Here is a 15,368-nt window from a genome sequence, read left to right as displayed (position 1 = left end):
CGTCTTCGGCAGCTGCACACGCCAGCGGCAGCTGCTGCTCAGAAAACTTGCATACAAACCGGTCCCAGAACCGGTATCGAACGCCGCGGGAGTAACGCTTAGTTTGCGCGTGCGCTGTCCCGCGCCGCCGGAGGAGCTATGAAGATCGCCGTTGCCAAGGAAATCGATCCGTTCGAGCCGCGGGTCGCTGCTTCGCCCGATACGGTGAAGAAGTTCAAGGCGCTGGGCGCCGAAATCGCCGTCGAGCCGGGTGCCGGCATCAAGTCGGGCCTGCCGGATTCCGAGTTCACCGCCGCGGGTGCCACCGTCAGCGCCGACGCGCTCAAGGACGCGGATATCATCATCAAGGTGAAGCGTCCGGAGGCGTCCGAGCTTTCGCAGTACAAGCGCGGCGCACTCGTCATCGCCATCATGGACCCCTATGGCAGCGAGGCTGCGCTGAAGGCGATGGCCGATGCTGGCGTTGCCGCCTTCGCGATGGAATTGATGCCGCGCATCACCCGTGCGCAGGTGATGGACGTGCTGTCTTCGCAGGCGAATCTCGCCGGCTATCGCGCGGTGATCGAGGGTGCCGAGGCGTTCGGTCGCGCCTTCCCGATGATGATGACCGCGGCCGGCACCGTGCCCGCGGCGAAGGTGTTCGTGATGGGCGTCGGCGTCGCCGGCCTTCAGGCGATCGCGACCGCGCGCCGTCTCGGCGCGGTGGTCACCGCGACCGACGTGCGGCCCGCCACCAAGGAGCAGGTGGAATCGCTCGGTGCGAAATTCCTCGCCGTCGAGGACGAGGAGTTCAAGAACGCGCAGACCGCCGGCGGCTACGCCAAGGAAATGTCCAAGGAATATCAGGCCAAGCAGGCCGCGCTCACCGCCGAGCACATCAAGAAGCAGGACATCGTGATCACCACCGCGCTGATCCCGGGCCGCCCGGCGCCGAAGCTCGTCAGTGCTGAAATGGTCAAGTCGATGAAGCCGGGCTCGGTGCTGGTCGATCTCGCCGTCGAGCGCGGCGGCAATGTCGAAGGCGCCAAGGCCGGCGAGGTCGTCGACCTCGATGGCATCAAGATCGTCGGCTACACCAACGTCGCCGGCCGCGTCGCGGCCTCGGCCTCCAGCCTCTACGCACGCAATCTGTTCTCCTTCATCGAGACCATGGTTGACAAGAAGGAGAAGAAGCTCGCCGTGAACTGGGACGACGAGCTCGTCAAGGCGACCGCGCTGACGAAAGACGGCGCCGTGATCCACCCGAACTTCCAGCCGAAGGTTTAAGGAGAGCCGCCATGGAGCATGCAGCACAGGTCGTCGACCCCTTCATCTTCCGGCTGTCGATCTTCGTCCTCGCCGTCTTCGTCGGCTATTTCGTGGTGTGGTCGGTGACGCCGGCGCTGCACACGCCGCTGATGAGCGTGACCAACGCGATCTCCTCGGTGATCGTGGTCGGCGCGCTGCTCGCGGTCGGCGTCGGCATGGTTTCGAGCGGCTCGGGCTGGGCGCGCGGCTTCGGCTTCATCGCGCTCATCTTCGCCTGCGTGAACATCTTTGGCGGCTTCCTTGTCACCCAGCGCATGCTGGCGATGTACAAGAAGAAGTCGAAGTAAGCGGCCACCTCGGGCTGAAGGGATTAATGGGGACCTGAGATGAGCGCCAATCTCTCTGCATTCTTATATCTCGTGGCGGGGGTGCTGTTCATCCTGTCGCTGCGCGGGCTGTCGAGCCCTGCATCGTCGCGCCAGGGCAATCTGCTCGGCATGATCGGCATGGCGATCGCGGTCGCTACCACGCTCGCAAGCCATCCGCCGGCGGACGGCGTGGCCTGGATTCTCGTGATCCTCGCCGTCGCGATCGGCGGCGGCATCGGCGCGGTGATCGCCCGCCGCGTGCCGATGACCTCGATGCCGGAGCTGGTCGCCGCCTTCCACTCGCTGGTCGGCATGGCCGCGGTGCTGGTCGCGGCTGGCGCATATTATGCGCCCGAAGCCTTCGATATCGGCACGCCCGGTCACATCCACACCCAGAGCCTGGTCGAGATGTCGCTCGGCGTCGCCATCGGCGCGCTGACCTTCACCGGCTCGGTGATCGCCTTCCTGAAGCTGTCTGCCCGCATGAGCGGCGCGCCGATCATCCTGCCGGCGCGGCACCTCATCAACATCGCGCTCGCGATTGCGCTCGTCGTGTGCATCGTCGGCCTCGTGATGACCGGCAGCCCGGTGTTCTTCTGGCTGAACGTGATCCTGGCGCTCGCGCTCGGCGTGCTCATGATCATCCCGATCGGCGGCGCCGACATGCCGGTCGTGATCTCGATGCTGAACTCATATTCGGGTTGGGCCGCGGCGGGCATCGGCTTCACGCTCGGCAATTCCGCGCTGATCATCACCGGCGCGCTGGTCGGCTCCTCCGGCGCGATCCTGTCCTACATCATGTGCCACGCGATGAATCGGTCGTTCATCTCGGTCATCCTCGGCGGCTTCGGTGGCGAGACGGCTGCTGCCGGCGGTGGTACCGGCGAGCAGAAGCCGGCCAAGCTCGGCTCGGCGGACGACGCCGCCTTCATCATGAAGAACGCCTCCAAGGTCATCATCGTGCCCGGCTACGGCATGGCGGTGGCTCAGGCTCAGCACGCGCTGCGCGAAATGGCCGACCTCCTGAAGAAGGAAGGCGTCGAGGTGAAATACGCCATTCACCCGGTCGCTGGCCGCATGCCCGGCCACATGAACGTGCTGCTCGCCGAAGCCAACGTTCCCTATGACGAGGTGTTCGAGCTGGAGGACATCAACTCCGAATTCGCGCAGGCCGACATCGCCTTCGTGATCGGCGCCAACGACGTCACCAATCCGGCGGCGGAAGAGGATAAGTCCTCGCCAATCTACGGCATGCCCGTGCTTCAGGTCTGGAAAGCCGGTACCGTGATGTTCATCAAGCGCTCGCTGGCCTCGGGTTATGCCGGCATCGACAATCCGCTGTTCTATCGCGACAACACCATGATGCTGCTCGGCGACGCCAAGAAGGTCACCGAGAACATCGTCAAAGCGATGTGATCGCGGAAGGGACCGTGGCCATCAACAAAGGATGGCGCCGGTCCCATTCCATGCGGCCCAATGCCATGCGCGAGCGGCGCGTCAAATGGCACGCTGCCCCACAAGGTGGCGTGCGGCTGCCGCGATGGTTCGGCGAGCCTCCGGCCCGACGTCATGAAATTGCTGCGGAGCCGTCGCAAGCCCTAGTCTCAACCGAGGGCGGGCCGTGCAATGATGACCATCGTCAAGTGGATCGCCATTGTGCTCGTGACCGTCTATTGCGCCGGTCTCCTCGTGCTGTATGTCCGCCAGCGCGAGATGCTGTTTCCGATTCCGCCCGTCGGCCGCACCGCTCCCGATGCTGCGGGCCTTCCCGAGGCGGAAGAGCATGTCCTGACCACGTCGGACGGTGAGAGAGTCATCGTCTGGCACGTGCCGGCCAAGCCCGGCCATTCCGTGATCCTGTACTTCCCGGGTAATGGCGATTTTCTCGCCGGCCGCATCAGCCGTTTCAAGGCGATGACCGCCGACGGCACTGGCCTCGTTGCCCTGTCCTATCGCGGCTATGCGGGCTCGAGCGGGATGCCGAGCGAGCAGGGCCTGCTGTACGACGCTGCGGCCGCTTACGCCTTCACCACTGCGCGCTATGGAGCGGAACGAATCGTCGCGTGGGGCTTCTCTCTGGGGACGGGCGTGGCGGTTGCCATCGCCTCGGAACATCGCGTTGGAAAGCTCATCCTGGAGGCGCCTTATACATCGACCGTCGACGTTGCGGCTTCGTCGTTCTGGTTCGTTCCGGTCCGCCTTCTGATGCGCGATCCGTTCCATTCGGACCAGCGCATGGCGCGCGTCACGGTGCCGCTGCTTGTCATGCATGGCACTAATGATCTTGCCATTTCGATTATGTTCGGAGAGCGTCTGTTCGCACTCGCCCACGAGCCCAAGCGGTTCGTTCGCATGGTGGGCGGCGGGCACGACAATCTCGATCAATATGGCGCGATCGAAACGGCGAGAGGCTTCATTGGCGGCTGACAGCTTGGTTAAACGTTGCGTTCCTGCACTCGCTGTCTCCTGCTTGACGCTTCTGCCGCAGAATGCGCTGGCGGCGACGGGGCTCGATGGTGCGGCGATGCGCTGGCCCTATGCGCTGCCCTTTGCCGGCTTGTTGCTGTCGATCGCCTTGGGGCCGCTGTTTTTTGCGAAATTCTGGCACCATCATTACGGCAAGATCGCCGCGGCTTGGGCGCTGCTGGCGCTCGCCTCGCTCGTCTTCTTTGCCGGCGGCATGGCGACGTTGGCGGCGCTCGTTCACGCCATGCTCGCCGAATATCTCGGCTTCATCGTGCTGCTGTTCTCGCTCTACGTCGTGGCCGGTGGCATTCTCATCACAGGAGACATCAAGGCGACGCCAGCGACCAATGTGGGCATCCTCGCCCTGGGCACGTTCGGGGCGAGTGTCGTCGGCACCACAGGTGCCGCGATGATTCTGATCCGCCCCTTGCTCCGCGCCAACCGGCTGCGGCGCCACAACACCCATGTCGTCATCTTCTTCATCATCCTGGTTGCCAATGTCGGCGGCGCGCTGAGCCCGCTTGGCGATCCCCCGCTCTTCGTCGGCTTCCTGCACGGCGTCGACTTCTTCTGGACCACGCGGACCATCTGGTTGCAGACCGTGATCGTGGCCGGGCTGCTGCTCGCGATCTTCGTCACCGTCGATGTCTGGCGCTTCCGGAGCGAGCCGCCGCCCGATGACACCGGCCCCGCGCAGCCAGTCCGCATCCGCGGCCTCGTCAATTTGCTGCTGATCGCGGCCATTGTCGCCAGCCTGCTCGCCTCGGCGATGTGGAAGCCCGGCATTGCGTTCGACCTTCTCGGCACTAAGCTGGGGCTGGAGGATGTCGGCCGCAATCTGGTGCTGCTGGTGATCGCGGCGCTGTCGGTGTGGCTGACGCCCGATGAGCACAGGCAGGCCAACGGCTTCACCTGGGAGCCGATCCGCGAGGTCGCCAAGCTGTTTGCGGGCATCTTCGTCGCCATCATCCCGGTCATTGCCATGCTCAATGCCGGCCATCACGGTGCGTTCGCTTGGCTGCTGTCGGCCGTGACGGAGCCGAACGGCGTACCGCGCGAGGCTGCCTATTTCTGGTTCACCGGCCTGATGTCCGCGTTCCTCGACAATGCGCCGACATATCTGTTGTTCTTCGAGCTCGCTGGTGGCGACCCGCAGGTGCTGATGCATGAGCTCTCGGGCACGCTCGCTTCGATCTCCATGGGGGCGGTCTACATGGGTGCGCTCACCTATATCGGCAACGCGCCGAATTTCATGGTGAGCAGCATTGCCAGCGAGAATGGCATCGAAATGCCGAGTTTCTTCGGCTATCTCCTCCGCGCGGGCGCCGTGCTGATCCCGCTGTTCCTGCTGCTGACGTTCCTGCCGGTCGCCCCGATCCTGCAGTGGCATTGAATCTCGCGCCTGATTTGATACTGCTCATTCCAGCAACTGGAAGCGGTGGATGAGCGCATATAGTCCGATGCCCCGGTCGGCCTGGATATTCCCAGCGCTGGCTGTGCTGTTGTTCGCAGGCGTCAGCGCGACGGGTTATGTGTTCACGCTGTCGTTTGGCGGGCTCCTCTTCGCCATCGTCCTTCTGGTTGTCCTGTTCGGCACGGTGTTCGCCGCTGTTCATCATGCCGAAGTGATCGCGGAGCGGGTCGGCGAACCCTATGGCACGTTGGTGCTGACGCTCTCGGTGACCATCATCGAGGTGGCGCTGATCACCACGATCATGCTGGGCGACAAGCCTGCCCCGGCACTGGCCCGCGACACCGTGTTCGCCGTGGTCATGATCGTCTGCAACGGCCTCGTCGGCCTCTGCATCTTCATCGGCGGCCTGCGCTATCGCGAGCAGGGTTTTCAGCTCTCCGGCGCCAACGTTTATCTCAGCGTGCTGTTCGCGCTCGCGACCATCACGCTGATCCTGCCGAACTACACCACCACCACACCGGGTCCGGTCTATTCCGCGGTTCAGCTCGGCTTCGTCGATGTCGTCACGCTCGCGCTGTACGGCGTCTTTCTCTACACCCAGACCGTCCTGCACAAGGATTACTTCGTTCATGAACGGGTGAAGGGTGAGGGCGGGGAGGTGCACCTGTCGGCCGGGATGCTCGCGCTCACCGTGGCGCTGCTCCTGGTCTCGCTGCTGGCGGTCGTGCTGCTCGCCAAGAAGTTTTCGCTCGTGGTCGATGCCGTCGGCGCCAGGATCGGCGCGCCCCCGGCCTTCGCCGGTCTTCTGGTCGCGCTGCTGATCCTGATGCCCGAGGGTGTCGCGGCCATCGCGGCGGCCCGCAAGAACGACCTCCAGAAGAGCATCAATCTCGCGCTCGGCTCGTCCCTGGCGACCATCGGCCTGACCATCCCCGCCGTCGGCGTCGCCACCTACGCGCTCGACAAGGAGCTCGAGCTCGGCCTCAGCGCCCAGGGCAGCGTGCTTTTGCTGCTGACCTTCTTCCTGAGCATGCTGACCTTCGGCACGGGCAGGACCAATGTCCTGTTCGGCCTGGTCCATATGGTGGTATTTGCCGTCTACGTGTTCATGGTTTTCGTGCCGTAGAAGGAACTCCAGATGCTTGCCGCCAAGTCCGAGGTTCAGGTCGACAACGAAGAGGTCCGGGTCACGGAATGGCGCCTTCCGCCTGGCAGCGCGACCGGCCATCACACCCACGGGATGGACTATGTGATTGTTCCGGTGGTTGCCGGCGAGATGACCATCGTGGCGCCCAATGGCGAGCGGTCCAAGGCGCAGCTCGCCGCCGGAAAATCCTACTTCCGCAAGGCGGGCGTCCAGCATGACGTACTTAACGAAACCTCAACTGAGATCGTGTTCCTTGAAGTCGAGCTAAAACGTTAAGTTGGCGCGACTGTTTGCCATCGATCCGTCGCAGTTGATCCCTCACAATGCCCTAAAGTTCCCGCATGAGATCGCGCGGGGAGTGGTCGGAATGCTGAAATACCTCGCAAAAATTTCGATGGATATTTTCCCCTCGGTGCTCGCGACGATCATCGGGGCCTACATCGTTAATCATTACATCAACGCCAAGCCGGCGGCCGACACCCCAACTGCCGTGGTCGCGCCTGCCCAGACCGGCAGTCACAAGCCCACGGATACCGCCAACCTTCCTGCCCCCGGCGTCAAGGCCAAGGGCATCTCCGAGAAGGGTGTCACGGACAAGGCGGCGGTCGAGAAGCCTGCCGATCATCAGGCGGCTGCCGAGACCAAGGCCGCAGACGTGGCTCCCGCTGAAGCCAGCCCGCGCGGCCGTCCCTCTGCGCGCGACAAGGCCGCGGCCAAGTCCGCTCCGGCTGCCTCTGCTCCTGTGGTTGAGGCCAATTCGGCCGCGACCGCGGCTTCTCCGGCCGCCACCCCCGACGCCAACGATCTCGCGCGTGCTGCGATCGAGCGCCTGCGCAAGTCGCCTGAGGGCAAGGCTGCTGAGGCCAGATCTTCGGAAGCCAGATCTTCGGAAGCGAGGCCTGCCGAGATTCGCTCGTCGGATACCAAGCAGGCCGAGAGGTCGGCAGAGTCCGGAGTCCGGGAAGCCGCCCGCACGCCGGAAGCCCCGCGGGTCATTAGTATGGAGCCGACCCCGGTCCGTCCGCTGCCGCCGCCGATCACGGTGTCGACGCCCTCGCCTGAGGCCTATGGCAATGGTGTCTCCAATCCGCCCTACACGGCCTCGATCGGCAGCGACGATCCGAATCGGGTGACGCCGCCGGCTGACATTCCCGTGCCGGTCATCGCGCCACCGCTCGATCTGCGTGCCGACGCTGGCGCCTCCATGCCGCGGCCGAAGAAGACCAATGTCGCCGACGAGATGCTGTCGGGCATGAAGTCGATGTTCAACGCCGTTCTGCCGAAGAGCACTACCCCCGACTAAACTGCGCTCCGCGTTGCGCCAAACCGTCAGCCGCCGACGCGGGCGAGGCCGCTGCGGGCGGCGTCATCGCGTGGACGCAGCGCGACCGCCTTGGTGTAGGACGCCGCCGCCTTGGCCCTGTCGCCCAAGCGCTCATAGGCCTGTCCGCGCGTGGTCCAGACCTGGGCGTTGTGCGGATCGGCCTCGGAGGCTTCATCGAGATCGGCTGCGGCCTCCTTGATCTTGCCGAGCGCAAGATAGCTGTTGGCGCGGCCGAGCAGCGGCTCCGCCTTTTGCGGGTTGAGCCCGCTCGCGGCGCTGAAATCGGCGATCGCGAAGTCGTGCTGGTTCTTGCCCTGATAGATCAGCGCGCGGCCATAGAGCGCCTGCGCATTGTAGGGGTCGAGCCCGACCGCGCGATTGAACTCGTCGAGCGCTGCCGCGGTCTCACCTGACTTGGCCAGGGACTGGGCCTTTGTGGTGTGGGCCTGAGCTTCGGCGATATTGCCGGCGCTCACCGCGCTCTCGGTGGGCGCGGCCGCCTTGGGTGCTTCTTGCGGCTTGTCCTTCTCAGGGAGTAGCGATCCGAGATCGAAGGAGCAGCCGCAAAGCGCGATCCCCATCACGGCCAGCGCGAGCGGCTGCCGCCAGATCTGGCGTAGCCGCGCCAAGCCACGCTCGGGGAAAGGAGAGGCCATCTACGGTTCGCTCGCGCTAGAGCATGATCCGGAAACGTGTGAAGCGGTTTTCCGAAGAGATCATGCTCAAACAAAACTAAAGCGCGATGATAATTCGTCCTAGTCTCATCGCGCTTTAGCGCCGCATCGGTAGTGCCCGTCCCAGAAAGGCACCGCTCACAAACAATAACGCGGGCCAAGGGCCCGCGTTATCGAAAACTGAGGTCTTACAGGTTCGGCAAATCAGCGCGGACCGCGCGGGCCTGCACCGGCGCCGCCACGAGCGCCGCGATCACCGCCCGGGCCGGCGCCGAACACCGGCTTCGGCTTCATCGGCAGCAGGCCTTCGCGCTGCAGCTTCTTGCGGGCCAGCTTGCGCGCGCGGCGCACGGCTTCGGCCTTTTCGCGGGCCTTCTTCTCGGAGGGCTTCTCGTAATGACCGCGGAGCTTCATCTCGCGGAAAATTCCCTCGCGCTGCATCTTCTTCTTCAGCGCCTTGAGGGCTTGGTCGACATTGTTATCGCGGACGAGAACCTGCACGCGGCATCCTCTTCAGGTGGATCGGATTTGAATTCTGGTAAGTCAAAGGGGATGGCAAAAAGCCCGGCGCCCTTAACCTTGAGCGCGCGGATGTATCAGACAAAACCAGAGATGTCCACCGGCCAAGCGGATTTTCGGGCCAAGTTCGGCCATTAAATGTGGCGAAAATACCTCCATGCGGTCCCGATTTTGGAGATTTGGCGCCATTTGAGGGGCCGTGACCGGAGCCTTGTTCCGGTCTCTTTGAAATGAGGGGACTATCCATGGATATGAAAAAATATGCTGCCGAGGCCATCGGCACCTTCTGGCTCACTTTCGCAGGCTGCGGGAGCGCGGTCATTGCGGCAGGCTTCCCCCAGGTCGGCATCGGCCTGGTCGGTGTCTCCCTTGCGTTCGGCCTGAGCGTCGTCACCATGGCCTATGCGATCGGCCACATCTCGGGCTGCCATCTCAACCCGGCCGTCACGGTCGGTCTCGCCGCCGGTGGGCGCTTTCCGGCCGGCCAGATCCTGCCCTATGTGATCGCCCAGGTGGCGGGCGCGATCGTTGCCGCGTGGCTGCTCTATGTCATCGCGAGCGGGGCCCCCGGATTCGATGTCGGCAAAGGCTTCGCCTCCAACGGCTATGACGCGCATTCGCCCGGCCAGTACAGCATGATGGTGTGCCTCCTCACCGAGGTGGTGATGACCATGATGTTCCTGTTCATCATCATGGGGGCGACCCACGGCCGCGCGCCGGCGGGTTTCGCACCGCTCGCGATCGGGCTCGCGCTGGTGATGATCCATCTCGTCAGCATTCCCGTCACCAACACCTCGGTGAACCCGGCGCGCAGCACGGGCCCGGCGCTGTTCGTCGGCGGCTGGGCGCTGTCGCAACTCTGGCTGTTCTGGGTTGCACCGCTAATCGGCGGTGCCCTGGGTGGGGTGATCTATCGCTGGCTCAGCGACGAGCCCACCGGCGTCGTCGCGGGCGTGAAGACCGCGTGATCGCAAAGAGCGGGATCGCAGGTCGAAGCTGCGGTCCCGTTACTTGCCTATGGTGGGGCGCACTTCGGTGACGTGGCCCATCTTGCGGCCGGGACGCGGCGTGCCCTTGCCGTAGATGTGGACGGTGGCGCCCGGGACGGTGAGCCACTTCTCGTAATCGTTGATCTCGTCCCCAATCAGGTTGGTCATGGTGACGACCTCGCCATGGCGCACCGGCTTGCCGAGCGGCCAGCCGGCGATGGCGCGGATGTGCTGCTCGAATTGCGAGACCGAAGCGCCGTCGAGCGTCCAGTGTCCGGAATTGTGCACGCGCGGGGCGATCTCGTTGACCAGTACCTTCGGTCCGGTGCCATTGGCGAGCACGAACATCTCGACGGCGAGCACGCCGACATAATCGAGCGCGTTTGCGATCTTGGTCGCGACGCTGCGCGCTTCATCGGCGAGAGCGTCCGGGATCGGTGCCGGTGCGCGGGAGATTTTCAGAATGTGGTCGCGGTGTTCGTTCTCGGTGACGTCGAAGCACTCGACCTGGCCTGTGGCCGAGCGCGCAGCGATGACGGAGATCTCGCGCTCGAACGGCACGAAGGCCTCCAGGATCGCCGATTTGGTGGCGAGACTGGTCCACACCTTTGCGATGTCGTCGCCCTCGCGGATGATGGCCTGGCCCTTGCCGTCATAGCCGAAGCGGCGGGTTTTCAGCACCGCCGGAAGGCCGATCCTCAGGATCGCCTCGCGTAGCGAGGAGACGGAGGTGACGTCCGCATAGGCCGCAGTGCCGATGCCGAGCTTCGTCACGAAATCCTTCTCCGCGAGCCGGTCCTGAGTGGTCTCGAGAATCCTGCGATTGGGCAGCACCGGGCGGCGCGCGTCCAGCACCATCGCGGCGGCGGCCGGCACGTTCTCGAATTCGTAGGTGATGACATCGACATCGCTCGCGAACAGCTCGAGCGCTTCGACATCGGCGTATTCGGCGCAGGTCGCGTTCAGCACGACGTCGAAGGCCGGCGAATCCGGATCGGGCGAGAACACCTGGCAGCGCAGGCCGAGCCGGGCCGCGGCCATGGCCAGCATCCGGCCCAATTGTCCGCCGCCGAGGATGCCGATGGTGTCACCGGGCTTCAGCTTCACGTGCCTGGTGTCAGTCACGCCTTGTCCTCCGGGCGCTCGGCGACCGCCTCAGTTTGCGCCTTGCGCCAGGCGGCGAGGCGATCGGACAAGGCCGGGTCGGACAATGCCAGCACGGCGGCTGCCAGCAGCGCGGCGTTGATCGCACCGGCCTTGCCGATGGCGAGGGTGCCGACCGGGATGCCCGCTGGCATCTGGACGATCGAATAGAGCGAATCGACGCCCTTGAGCGTCTTGGATTCGACGGGAACGCCGAATACCGGGAGTTCCGTCAGCGCCGCCGCCATGCCGGGCAGATGTGCGGCGCCACCGGCGCCGGCGATGATGACCTTGTAACCCGCGGCCTTGGCGCCCTTGGCGAAAGCAAACAGCCGGTCGGGAGTGCGGTGGGCCGAGACAACGCGGCTGTCGGCGGCAATGCCGAGCGCGTCAAGCGTATCGGCGGCATGCCGCATCGTGTCCCAGTCCGACTGGCTTCCCATGATGATGGCGATCGGCGCGGTCATGACGTCAAATGTGCCCGGAAAAACAGAAAGATAGGCCAGATTAAAGGTTCCGGCCGGCGGCTCGCAAGGCGGTGGCAAGGAGAAGGGAATGCACTATCCTGTCTTGGTGAATCCCCGCAAGCCTTCATTGAGCAGGATGCCCATGAAGAAACCAAAAAGGGCTAGCGCTGCGAAGGCCAAAGAGGGCCGGAAGATCAGCATCGGCCGATCCAATGCCGCCCCCAAACGGCTGACCAAGCCTCCGGCAAAGCCGCCGCGGCGCGCCGCGTTGGGCGATGACGCAGCCCGAGACAACGTCAGGGCGACGATTCGGGGCTTGCGGGCCAAGCTCAAGGAAGCGCAGCGCCGGGTCGCGGAACTGGAAGCTGCGGCCGACACCGATTTCCTGCTCGAGATTCCCAACCGGCGCGGCTTCGAGCGCGAGCTCGCACGCGCCATCGCCTATATGAAGCGCTACCGCGCCAGCGGGGCGCTGATCGTGCTCGACGTCGATCGGCTGAAGCCGATCAACGATTCCTTCGGCCATGCCGCTGGCGACGAGGTGCTCAAGGCGATTGTCGCCACGCTAACGCGACAGGTGCGCGCCTCCGACGTGGTCGGCCGGCTCGGGGGCGACGAGTTCGCGCTGCTGCTCTGGAATCTCAGCGAGACCGATGCCAAGGCGAAGGCCGCGGCCTTGGAGCAGGCGATCGACGATTTATCCTTCGTCTTCCGCGCGCAGCACGTGACCGCGGGCGCCTCTGCCGGCGTCGCGTTACTCGGCCCCAACTCCGACGCAGGCCGCGCCCTGGAGGAGGCCGATGCCGCCATGTACGTCCGCAAGGCGCACCGCCGGCACGAGCCGCGGATCAGGCTCGCCCGCAGCGAGCGCTAGAGGGTCGCAAGATCTTCGGGCACGTTGCCGAATTTGCGCAGCAGCGTCGCATCACCGAATTCGCCGGTCATGGGGTCGCCGCTGCGGCTGAACGCGACCGCGCCGATATGGCCGGCGCCGCGCGCCAGAATCTCTGCGCGTCGTAGCGCCGCCGTCGAGGACTGACACTCCTCCGCCGCGCCTGCGACGGGTGATCCGTCGGCATCGATCAAGAAGGGCATTGCAACGTAGTAGGTCACATCCGACATGGCGTTGCTCCAATGATGAACTCAGGCGGCGCTGCTCTTGCTCCGCGAGGTTTCCGGAATGCAGCCGGCCGAAATCGCCGCCTGCAATTCCTCCAGCTCGACTTCCAGATATTCGTTGGCCATGATCAGCGCCTTGATGGTGCTGCGCAGATTGCCATCGCACATCGCGATCGCCTGATCGCAGGCCTGTTCATAATGGCTATTGTCGAGAAGAGGCGTTGCCGACATCTGCGTTGTCCTTGTGCCTTGTCTTTGCGTTTCCTAGGGCCGCTGGGATCCCCTGAATGTTCCTATTTTGTTCTTTTTGAGTCAAGCGGATTCGGATGCGGCGAGCGGCCGCGAAAGACCGGCTCAGGGGCTCAGGCGATGATGTCGGGGGTAATCTGGTCTTCGATGAACGCGATGCGGTCGCGCAACAACAGCTTGCGTTTCTTCAGCCGCTGTAGCCGCAATAGGTCGGGGGCGGGCGATTGATGCAACGCATCGATCGCCGCATCGAGATCTCGGTGTTCCTGCTGCAACCGGGTGAGCTCGGCTTCGAGCTCACGCTCATCTTCTTTGGTCATGTCTGCGGTGGCCGAAAACCGATAGGCGTGAAATCTGGGCTGTGGATGCCCTGTGGAAATTATCGTCCTTGCGCAGCGCGATCGCAAGCGATCTGCGACCCTCGCTCGCCGATCTCCCGCAACATATTTCTGCGAGGAGCTGCGGCCTTGCGCAGCCGCATTGATATCATGGATTTTTCCCGCGTGGTTCCCTTAGTCACGCTTCGTTACATATGAACTTTCAAAAAAGACAGTACGACGACGGATACCCATCGACAGGACGAATCGGTGATGTAGACTTGGCTGTCCGGATCGAATCCTGAGGTTCAACCCTACCGAGGAGGTTTCGAATGACAATTCAGGCACATCTTGTTGAATTGGAACGGAAGCACAAACTTCTCGAAAACGAATTGCACGAAGCTCTCGTGCACCTTTCAACAGACGACCTGCAAATTGTTGAGTTGAAGCGCCGGAAGTTGATGGTCAAGGACCAGATCGAGCGTCTGAAGCAAGGCGACACGCTCCACTAGTGATCCCCGTAACAGCGTAGAGTTGATCACATCCTTTCATGCAGGGGTGAGAGCATCCGTGCTCATCCCTGCTGCAAGGTGCACGCCGTGCAAGATCTTTGTGCGGCGCTAGTTTTTTGTTTGGACACGTTGTCCTGACGTGACCTGGTATCCACTTCGCTCGAAGACGCTCTAGATGCCTGCGAGCTCGGCGACGTGATCGGCGATCGCGAGCGACGACGTCAATCCCGGCGATTCGATGCCGAATAGGTTGATCAACCCTGCGACGCCGTGATCGCGCGGGCCTTGCATCAAAAAGTCCTGCGTGGCCACAGCCGGCGGCACGATCTTCGGGCGGATGCCCGAATAGCTCGGCATCAGCGCACCATCGGGCAGTGTCGGCCAGTATTTGCGGATCGCCGGGTAGAAGCGCTCGGCGCGTGAGGGATCGACCTCGTAATTGATCGTTTCGATCCACTCGACGTCAGGCCCGAAGCGCGCCTGCCCTGCCATATCCAGCGTCAGGTGCACCCCTAATCCGCCGGGTTCGGGGACCGGATAGATCAGGTGCGAGAACGGCGCCTTGGCGCTGCAGCTGAAGTAGTTTCCCTTGGCGAGATAGGCCGGCGGAATCCGGTCCAGCGGCATGCCCTCGATGTTGCGCGCCACATTCGTCGCCGAGAGCCCCGCGGCGTTCACGAGAAGATCGCATTGCAGAGTCATCGGTGCCTCGCCGCCGGCATCGATCTCGATGACGCCCGCCGCCGCCTTGGCGCGGATCAGCGGGGTGTGAAACGCGAAGGCGGCGCCGGCGTCCTCGGCTTCGCCGCGCAGCGAGAGCATGTAGGCGTAGCTGTCTATGATGCCGGTTGACGGCGACAGCAGCGCAGCGTCGCAGGCGAGCGCCGGCTCCAGCGCGCGTGCTGCCTCGCCCGTGAGCAGCTGCATGTCGAGCACGCCGTTGGCTGCGGCATGCGCCTTGATCGATTGCAGCTTCTCGGTCTCTTTCGGGGTGGTCGCGACGATCAGCTTGCCGCAATTCTTGTGAGGGATGCCGCGGTCGGCGCAGTAGCGGTAGAGCGCGTGCTTGCCGGCTACGCACATGCGCGCCATCCAGCTCCCGGCGCGGTAGTAGATGCCGGCATGGATCACCTCGCTGTTACGCGAAGAGGTGACGGTTCCAATGGCCTCGGCTTCCTCGAGCACGATCACCTCGCGCCCGGCCTGCGCGAGCTTTCGGGCCACCGCGAGACCGACCACGCCGGCTCCGATGACGACGCAGTCGACCCTATCCATGGTTGCGCAGGATCTCCGCGGGAAGCGCCGGTGGCACCAGACCGGGGAGCGGCGGCGCAGGGGAATTTTCCGTTAAGAAAGCATTTATCATGTCAGGGCAATTGCCGTACTTCACGTCACATTTTTCTGTTGTGGGT

The 15,368-nt window shown here is 63.9% G+C and carries 19 protein-coding genes; 11 read left to right on the top strand and 8 right to left on the bottom strand.

Going from position 1 to position 15,368, the window contains the following annotated elements; all coding sequences use genetic code 11:
• The first annotated feature begins 138 nt into the window (after positions 1–138).
• From P6U29_RS36755 to P6U29_RS36720, 8 genes are all read left to right on the top strand, one after another.
• Complete coding sequence (locus P6U29_RS36755) at positions 139–1,266, top strand: Re/Si-specific NAD(P)(+) transhydrogenase subunit alpha (protein ID WP_407115015.1); 1,128 nt, start codon at positions 139–141, stop codon at positions 1,264–1,266.
• 11 nt (positions 1,267–1,277) lie between these two features.
• Positions 1,278–1,595 carry a proton-translocating transhydrogenase family protein gene (locus P6U29_RS36750; RefSeq protein WP_407115014.1) on the top strand — a complete coding sequence of 106 codons (318 nt, stop codon included), beginning with the start codon at positions 1,278–1,280 and terminating at the stop codon, positions 1,593–1,595.
• A gap of 39 nt (positions 1,596–1,634) precedes the next feature.
• A complete protein-coding gene (locus P6U29_RS36745; protein ID WP_407115013.1) occupies positions 1,635–3,032 on the top strand; it encodes an NAD(P)(+) transhydrogenase (Re/Si-specific) subunit beta in 1,398 nt (465 codons plus the stop codon).
• A gap of 213 nt (positions 3,033–3,245) precedes the next feature.
• Complete coding sequence (locus tag P6U29_RS36740; RefSeq protein WP_407119536.1) at positions 3,246–4,043, top strand: alpha/beta hydrolase; 798 nt, start codon at positions 3,246–3,248, stop codon at positions 4,041–4,043.
• 97 nt (positions 4,044–4,140) lie between these two features.
• A complete protein-coding gene (locus P6U29_RS36735) occupies positions 4,141–5,475 on the top strand; it encodes a sodium:proton antiporter (RefSeq protein ID WP_407119535.1) in 1,335 nt (444 codons plus the stop codon).
• Between the two features lie 49 nt (positions 5,476–5,524).
• Positions 5,525–6,622: a calcium:proton antiporter gene (locus P6U29_RS36730; RefSeq protein WP_407115012.1), complete on the top strand. Its 1,098-nt coding sequence runs from the start codon at positions 5,525–5,527 to the stop codon at positions 6,620–6,622.
• A 12-nt stretch (positions 6,623–6,634) separates the two neighbouring features.
• Complete coding sequence (locus P6U29_RS36725; protein ID WP_407115011.1) at positions 6,635–6,919, top strand: cupin domain-containing protein; 285 nt, start codon at positions 6,635–6,637, stop codon at positions 6,917–6,919.
• A gap of 91 nt (positions 6,920–7,010) precedes the next feature.
• On the top strand, positions 7,011–7,946 hold the full coding sequence (locus P6U29_RS36720) for a hypothetical protein (protein ID WP_407115010.1): 936 nt from the start codon (positions 7,011–7,013) through the stop codon (positions 7,944–7,946).
• A 26-nt stretch (positions 7,947–7,972) separates the two neighbouring features.
• Here the strand turns inward: P6U29_RS36720 and P6U29_RS36715 are convergent, their stop codons facing one another.
• The gene (locus tag P6U29_RS36715; protein WP_407115009.1) at positions 7,973–8,623 is read right to left on the bottom strand and encodes a tetratricopeptide repeat protein; all 651 of its coding nucleotides are present in this window, start codon (positions 8,621–8,623) and stop codon (positions 7,973–7,975) included.
• A gap of 222 nt (positions 8,624–8,845) precedes the next feature.
• Positions 8,846–9,142, bottom strand: a complete 297-nt coding sequence (gene rpsU, locus P6U29_RS36710) for a 30S ribosomal protein S21 (RefSeq protein WP_027573137.1) — start codon at positions 9,140–9,142, stop codon at positions 8,846–8,848.
• Positions 9,143–9,405: 263 nt separating this feature from the next.
• Between rpsU and aqpZ the strand changes: the two genes are divergently transcribed.
• Positions 9,406–10,128, top strand: a complete 723-nt coding sequence (gene aqpZ, locus P6U29_RS36705) for an aquaporin Z (RefSeq protein ID WP_407115008.1) — start codon at positions 9,406–9,408, stop codon at positions 10,126–10,128.
• 39 nt (positions 10,129–10,167) lie between these two features.
• Here the strand turns inward: aqpZ and P6U29_RS36700 are convergent, their stop codons facing one another.
• Both P6U29_RS36700 and purE read right to left on the bottom strand, forming a co-directional pair.
• Positions 10,168–11,274: a 5-(carboxyamino)imidazole ribonucleotide synthase gene (locus tag P6U29_RS36700; protein WP_407115007.1), complete on the bottom strand. Its 1,107-nt coding sequence runs from the start codon at positions 11,272–11,274 to the stop codon at positions 10,168–10,170.
• Positions 11,271–11,759 (bottom strand): 5-(carboxyamino)imidazole ribonucleotide mutase, encoded by a 489-nt coding sequence (purE, locus tag P6U29_RS36695; protein ID WP_122405599.1) that lies wholly within the window; start codon positions 11,757–11,759, stop codon positions 11,271–11,273. Before purE ends, P6U29_RS36700 begins: the two co-directional genes overlap by 4 nt.
• A 142-nt stretch (positions 11,760–11,901) precedes the next feature.
• Between purE and P6U29_RS36690 the strand changes: the two genes are divergently transcribed.
• Entirely contained in the window at positions 11,902–12,633 is a 732-nt protein-coding gene (locus tag P6U29_RS36690) for a GGDEF domain-containing protein (RefSeq protein WP_407115006.1), read from the top strand.
• Here P6U29_RS36690 and P6U29_RS36685 read toward each other — a convergent pair.
• The 3 genes from P6U29_RS36685 to P6U29_RS36675 all read right to left on the bottom strand — a co-directional run bounded on the left by P6U29_RS36685 (position 12,630) and on the right by P6U29_RS36675 (position 13,447).
• Positions 12,630–12,881 (bottom strand): hypothetical protein, encoded by a 252-nt coding sequence (locus P6U29_RS36685; RefSeq protein WP_407115005.1) that lies wholly within the window; start codon positions 12,879–12,881, stop codon positions 12,630–12,632. The genes P6U29_RS36690 and P6U29_RS36685 overlap by 4 nt on opposite strands.
• A gap of 21 nt (positions 12,882–12,902) precedes the next feature.
• The gene (locus P6U29_RS36680) at positions 12,903–13,109 is read right to left on the bottom strand and encodes a hypothetical protein (RefSeq protein WP_407115004.1); all 207 of its coding nucleotides are present in this window, start codon (positions 13,107–13,109) and stop codon (positions 12,903–12,905) included.
• Between the two features lie 131 nt (positions 13,110–13,240).
• Positions 13,241–13,447, bottom strand: coding sequence for a YdcH family protein (locus P6U29_RS36675; protein ID WP_407115003.1), 207 nt, complete (start codon positions 13,445–13,447; stop codon positions 13,241–13,243).
• A 329-nt stretch (positions 13,448–13,776) separates the two neighbouring features.
• On the opposite strand from P6U29_RS36675, the gene P6U29_RS36670 reads away from it, so the two are divergent.
• On the top strand, positions 13,777–13,956 hold the full coding sequence (locus tag P6U29_RS36670; RefSeq protein WP_025034152.1) for a YdcH family protein: 180 nt from the start codon (positions 13,777–13,779) through the stop codon (positions 13,954–13,956).
• Positions 13,957–14,127: 171 nt separating this feature from the next.
• Here the strand turns inward: P6U29_RS36670 and P6U29_RS36665 are convergent, their stop codons facing one another.
• Positions 14,128–15,231, bottom strand: a complete 1,104-nt coding sequence (locus P6U29_RS36665) for an NAD(P)/FAD-dependent oxidoreductase (RefSeq protein WP_407115002.1) — start codon at positions 15,229–15,231, stop codon at positions 14,128–14,130.
• Positions 15,232–15,368: the final 137 nt, after the last annotated feature.

It is taken from the genome of Bradyrhizobium sp. LMG 9283 (genome assembly GCF_045571415.1).
In the GTDB taxonomy this organism is placed as follows: Bacteria; Pseudomonadota; Alphaproteobacteria; order Rhizobiales; family Xanthobacteraceae; genus Bradyrhizobium.
This window is presented reverse-complemented; position numbering and strand designations above follow the sequence as displayed.

What these genes read in the sequence shown, in the direction of transcription:
- P6U29_RS36665 (WP_407115002.1), bottom strand. Translation starts at nt 15,231, where the DNA reads ATGGATAGGGTCGACTGCGTCGTCATCGGAGCCGGCGTGGTCGGTCTC.
- P6U29_RS36730 (WP_407115012.1), top strand. Translation starts at nt 5,525, where the DNA reads ATGAGCGCATATAGTCCGATGCCCCGGTCGGCCTGGATATTCCCAGCG.
- P6U29_RS36755 (WP_407115015.1), top strand. Translation starts at nt 139, where the DNA reads ATGAAGATCGCCGTTGCCAAGGAAATCGATCCGTTCGAGCCGCGGGTC.
- P6U29_RS36735 (WP_407119535.1), top strand. Translation starts at nt 4,141, where the DNA reads ATGCGCTGGCCCTATGCGCTGCCCTTTGCCGGCTTGTTGCTGTCGATC.
- P6U29_RS36720 (WP_407115010.1), top strand. Translation starts at nt 7,011, where the DNA reads ATGCTGAAATACCTCGCAAAAATTTCGATGGATATTTTCCCCTCGGTG.
- aqpZ (WP_407115008.1), top strand. Translation starts at nt 9,406, where the DNA reads ATGGATATGAAAAAATATGCTGCCGAGGCCATCGGCACCTTCTGGCTC.
- P6U29_RS36750 (WP_407115014.1), top strand. Translation starts at nt 1,278, where the DNA reads ATGGAGCATGCAGCACAGGTCGTCGACCCCTTCATCTTCCGGCTGTCG.
- P6U29_RS36715 (WP_407115009.1), bottom strand. Translation starts at nt 8,623, where the DNA reads ATGGCCTCTCCTTTCCCCGAGCGTGGCTTGGCGCGGCTACGCCAGATC.
- purE (WP_122405599.1), bottom strand. Translation starts at nt 11,759, where the DNA reads ATGACCGCGCCGATCGCCATCATCATGGGAAGCCAGTCGGACTGGGAC.
- P6U29_RS36690 (WP_407115006.1), top strand. Translation starts at nt 11,902, where the DNA reads ATGAAGAAACCAAAAAGGGCTAGCGCTGCGAAGGCCAAAGAGGGCCGG.
- P6U29_RS36670 (WP_025034152.1), top strand. Translation starts at nt 13,777, where the DNA reads ATGACAATTCAGGCACATCTTGTTGAATTGGAACGGAAGCACAAACTT.
- P6U29_RS36725 (WP_407115011.1), top strand. Translation starts at nt 6,635, where the DNA reads ATGCTTGCCGCCAAGTCCGAGGTTCAGGTCGACAACGAAGAGGTCCGG.
- P6U29_RS36680 (WP_407115004.1), bottom strand. Translation starts at nt 13,109, where the DNA reads ATGTCGGCAACGCCTCTTCTCGACAATAGCCATTATGAACAGGCCTGC.
- P6U29_RS36685 (WP_407115005.1), bottom strand. Translation starts at nt 12,881, where the DNA reads ATGTCGGATGTGACCTACTACGTTGCAATGCCCTTCTTGATCGATGCC.
- P6U29_RS36745 (WP_407115013.1), top strand. Translation starts at nt 1,635, where the DNA reads ATGAGCGCCAATCTCTCTGCATTCTTATATCTCGTGGCGGGGGTGCTG.
- P6U29_RS36675 (WP_407115003.1), bottom strand. Translation starts at nt 13,447, where the DNA reads ATGACCAAAGAAGATGAGCGTGAGCTCGAAGCCGAGCTCACCCGGTTG.
- P6U29_RS36740 (WP_407119536.1), top strand. Translation starts at nt 3,246, where the DNA reads ATGACCATCGTCAAGTGGATCGCCATTGTGCTCGTGACCGTCTATTGC.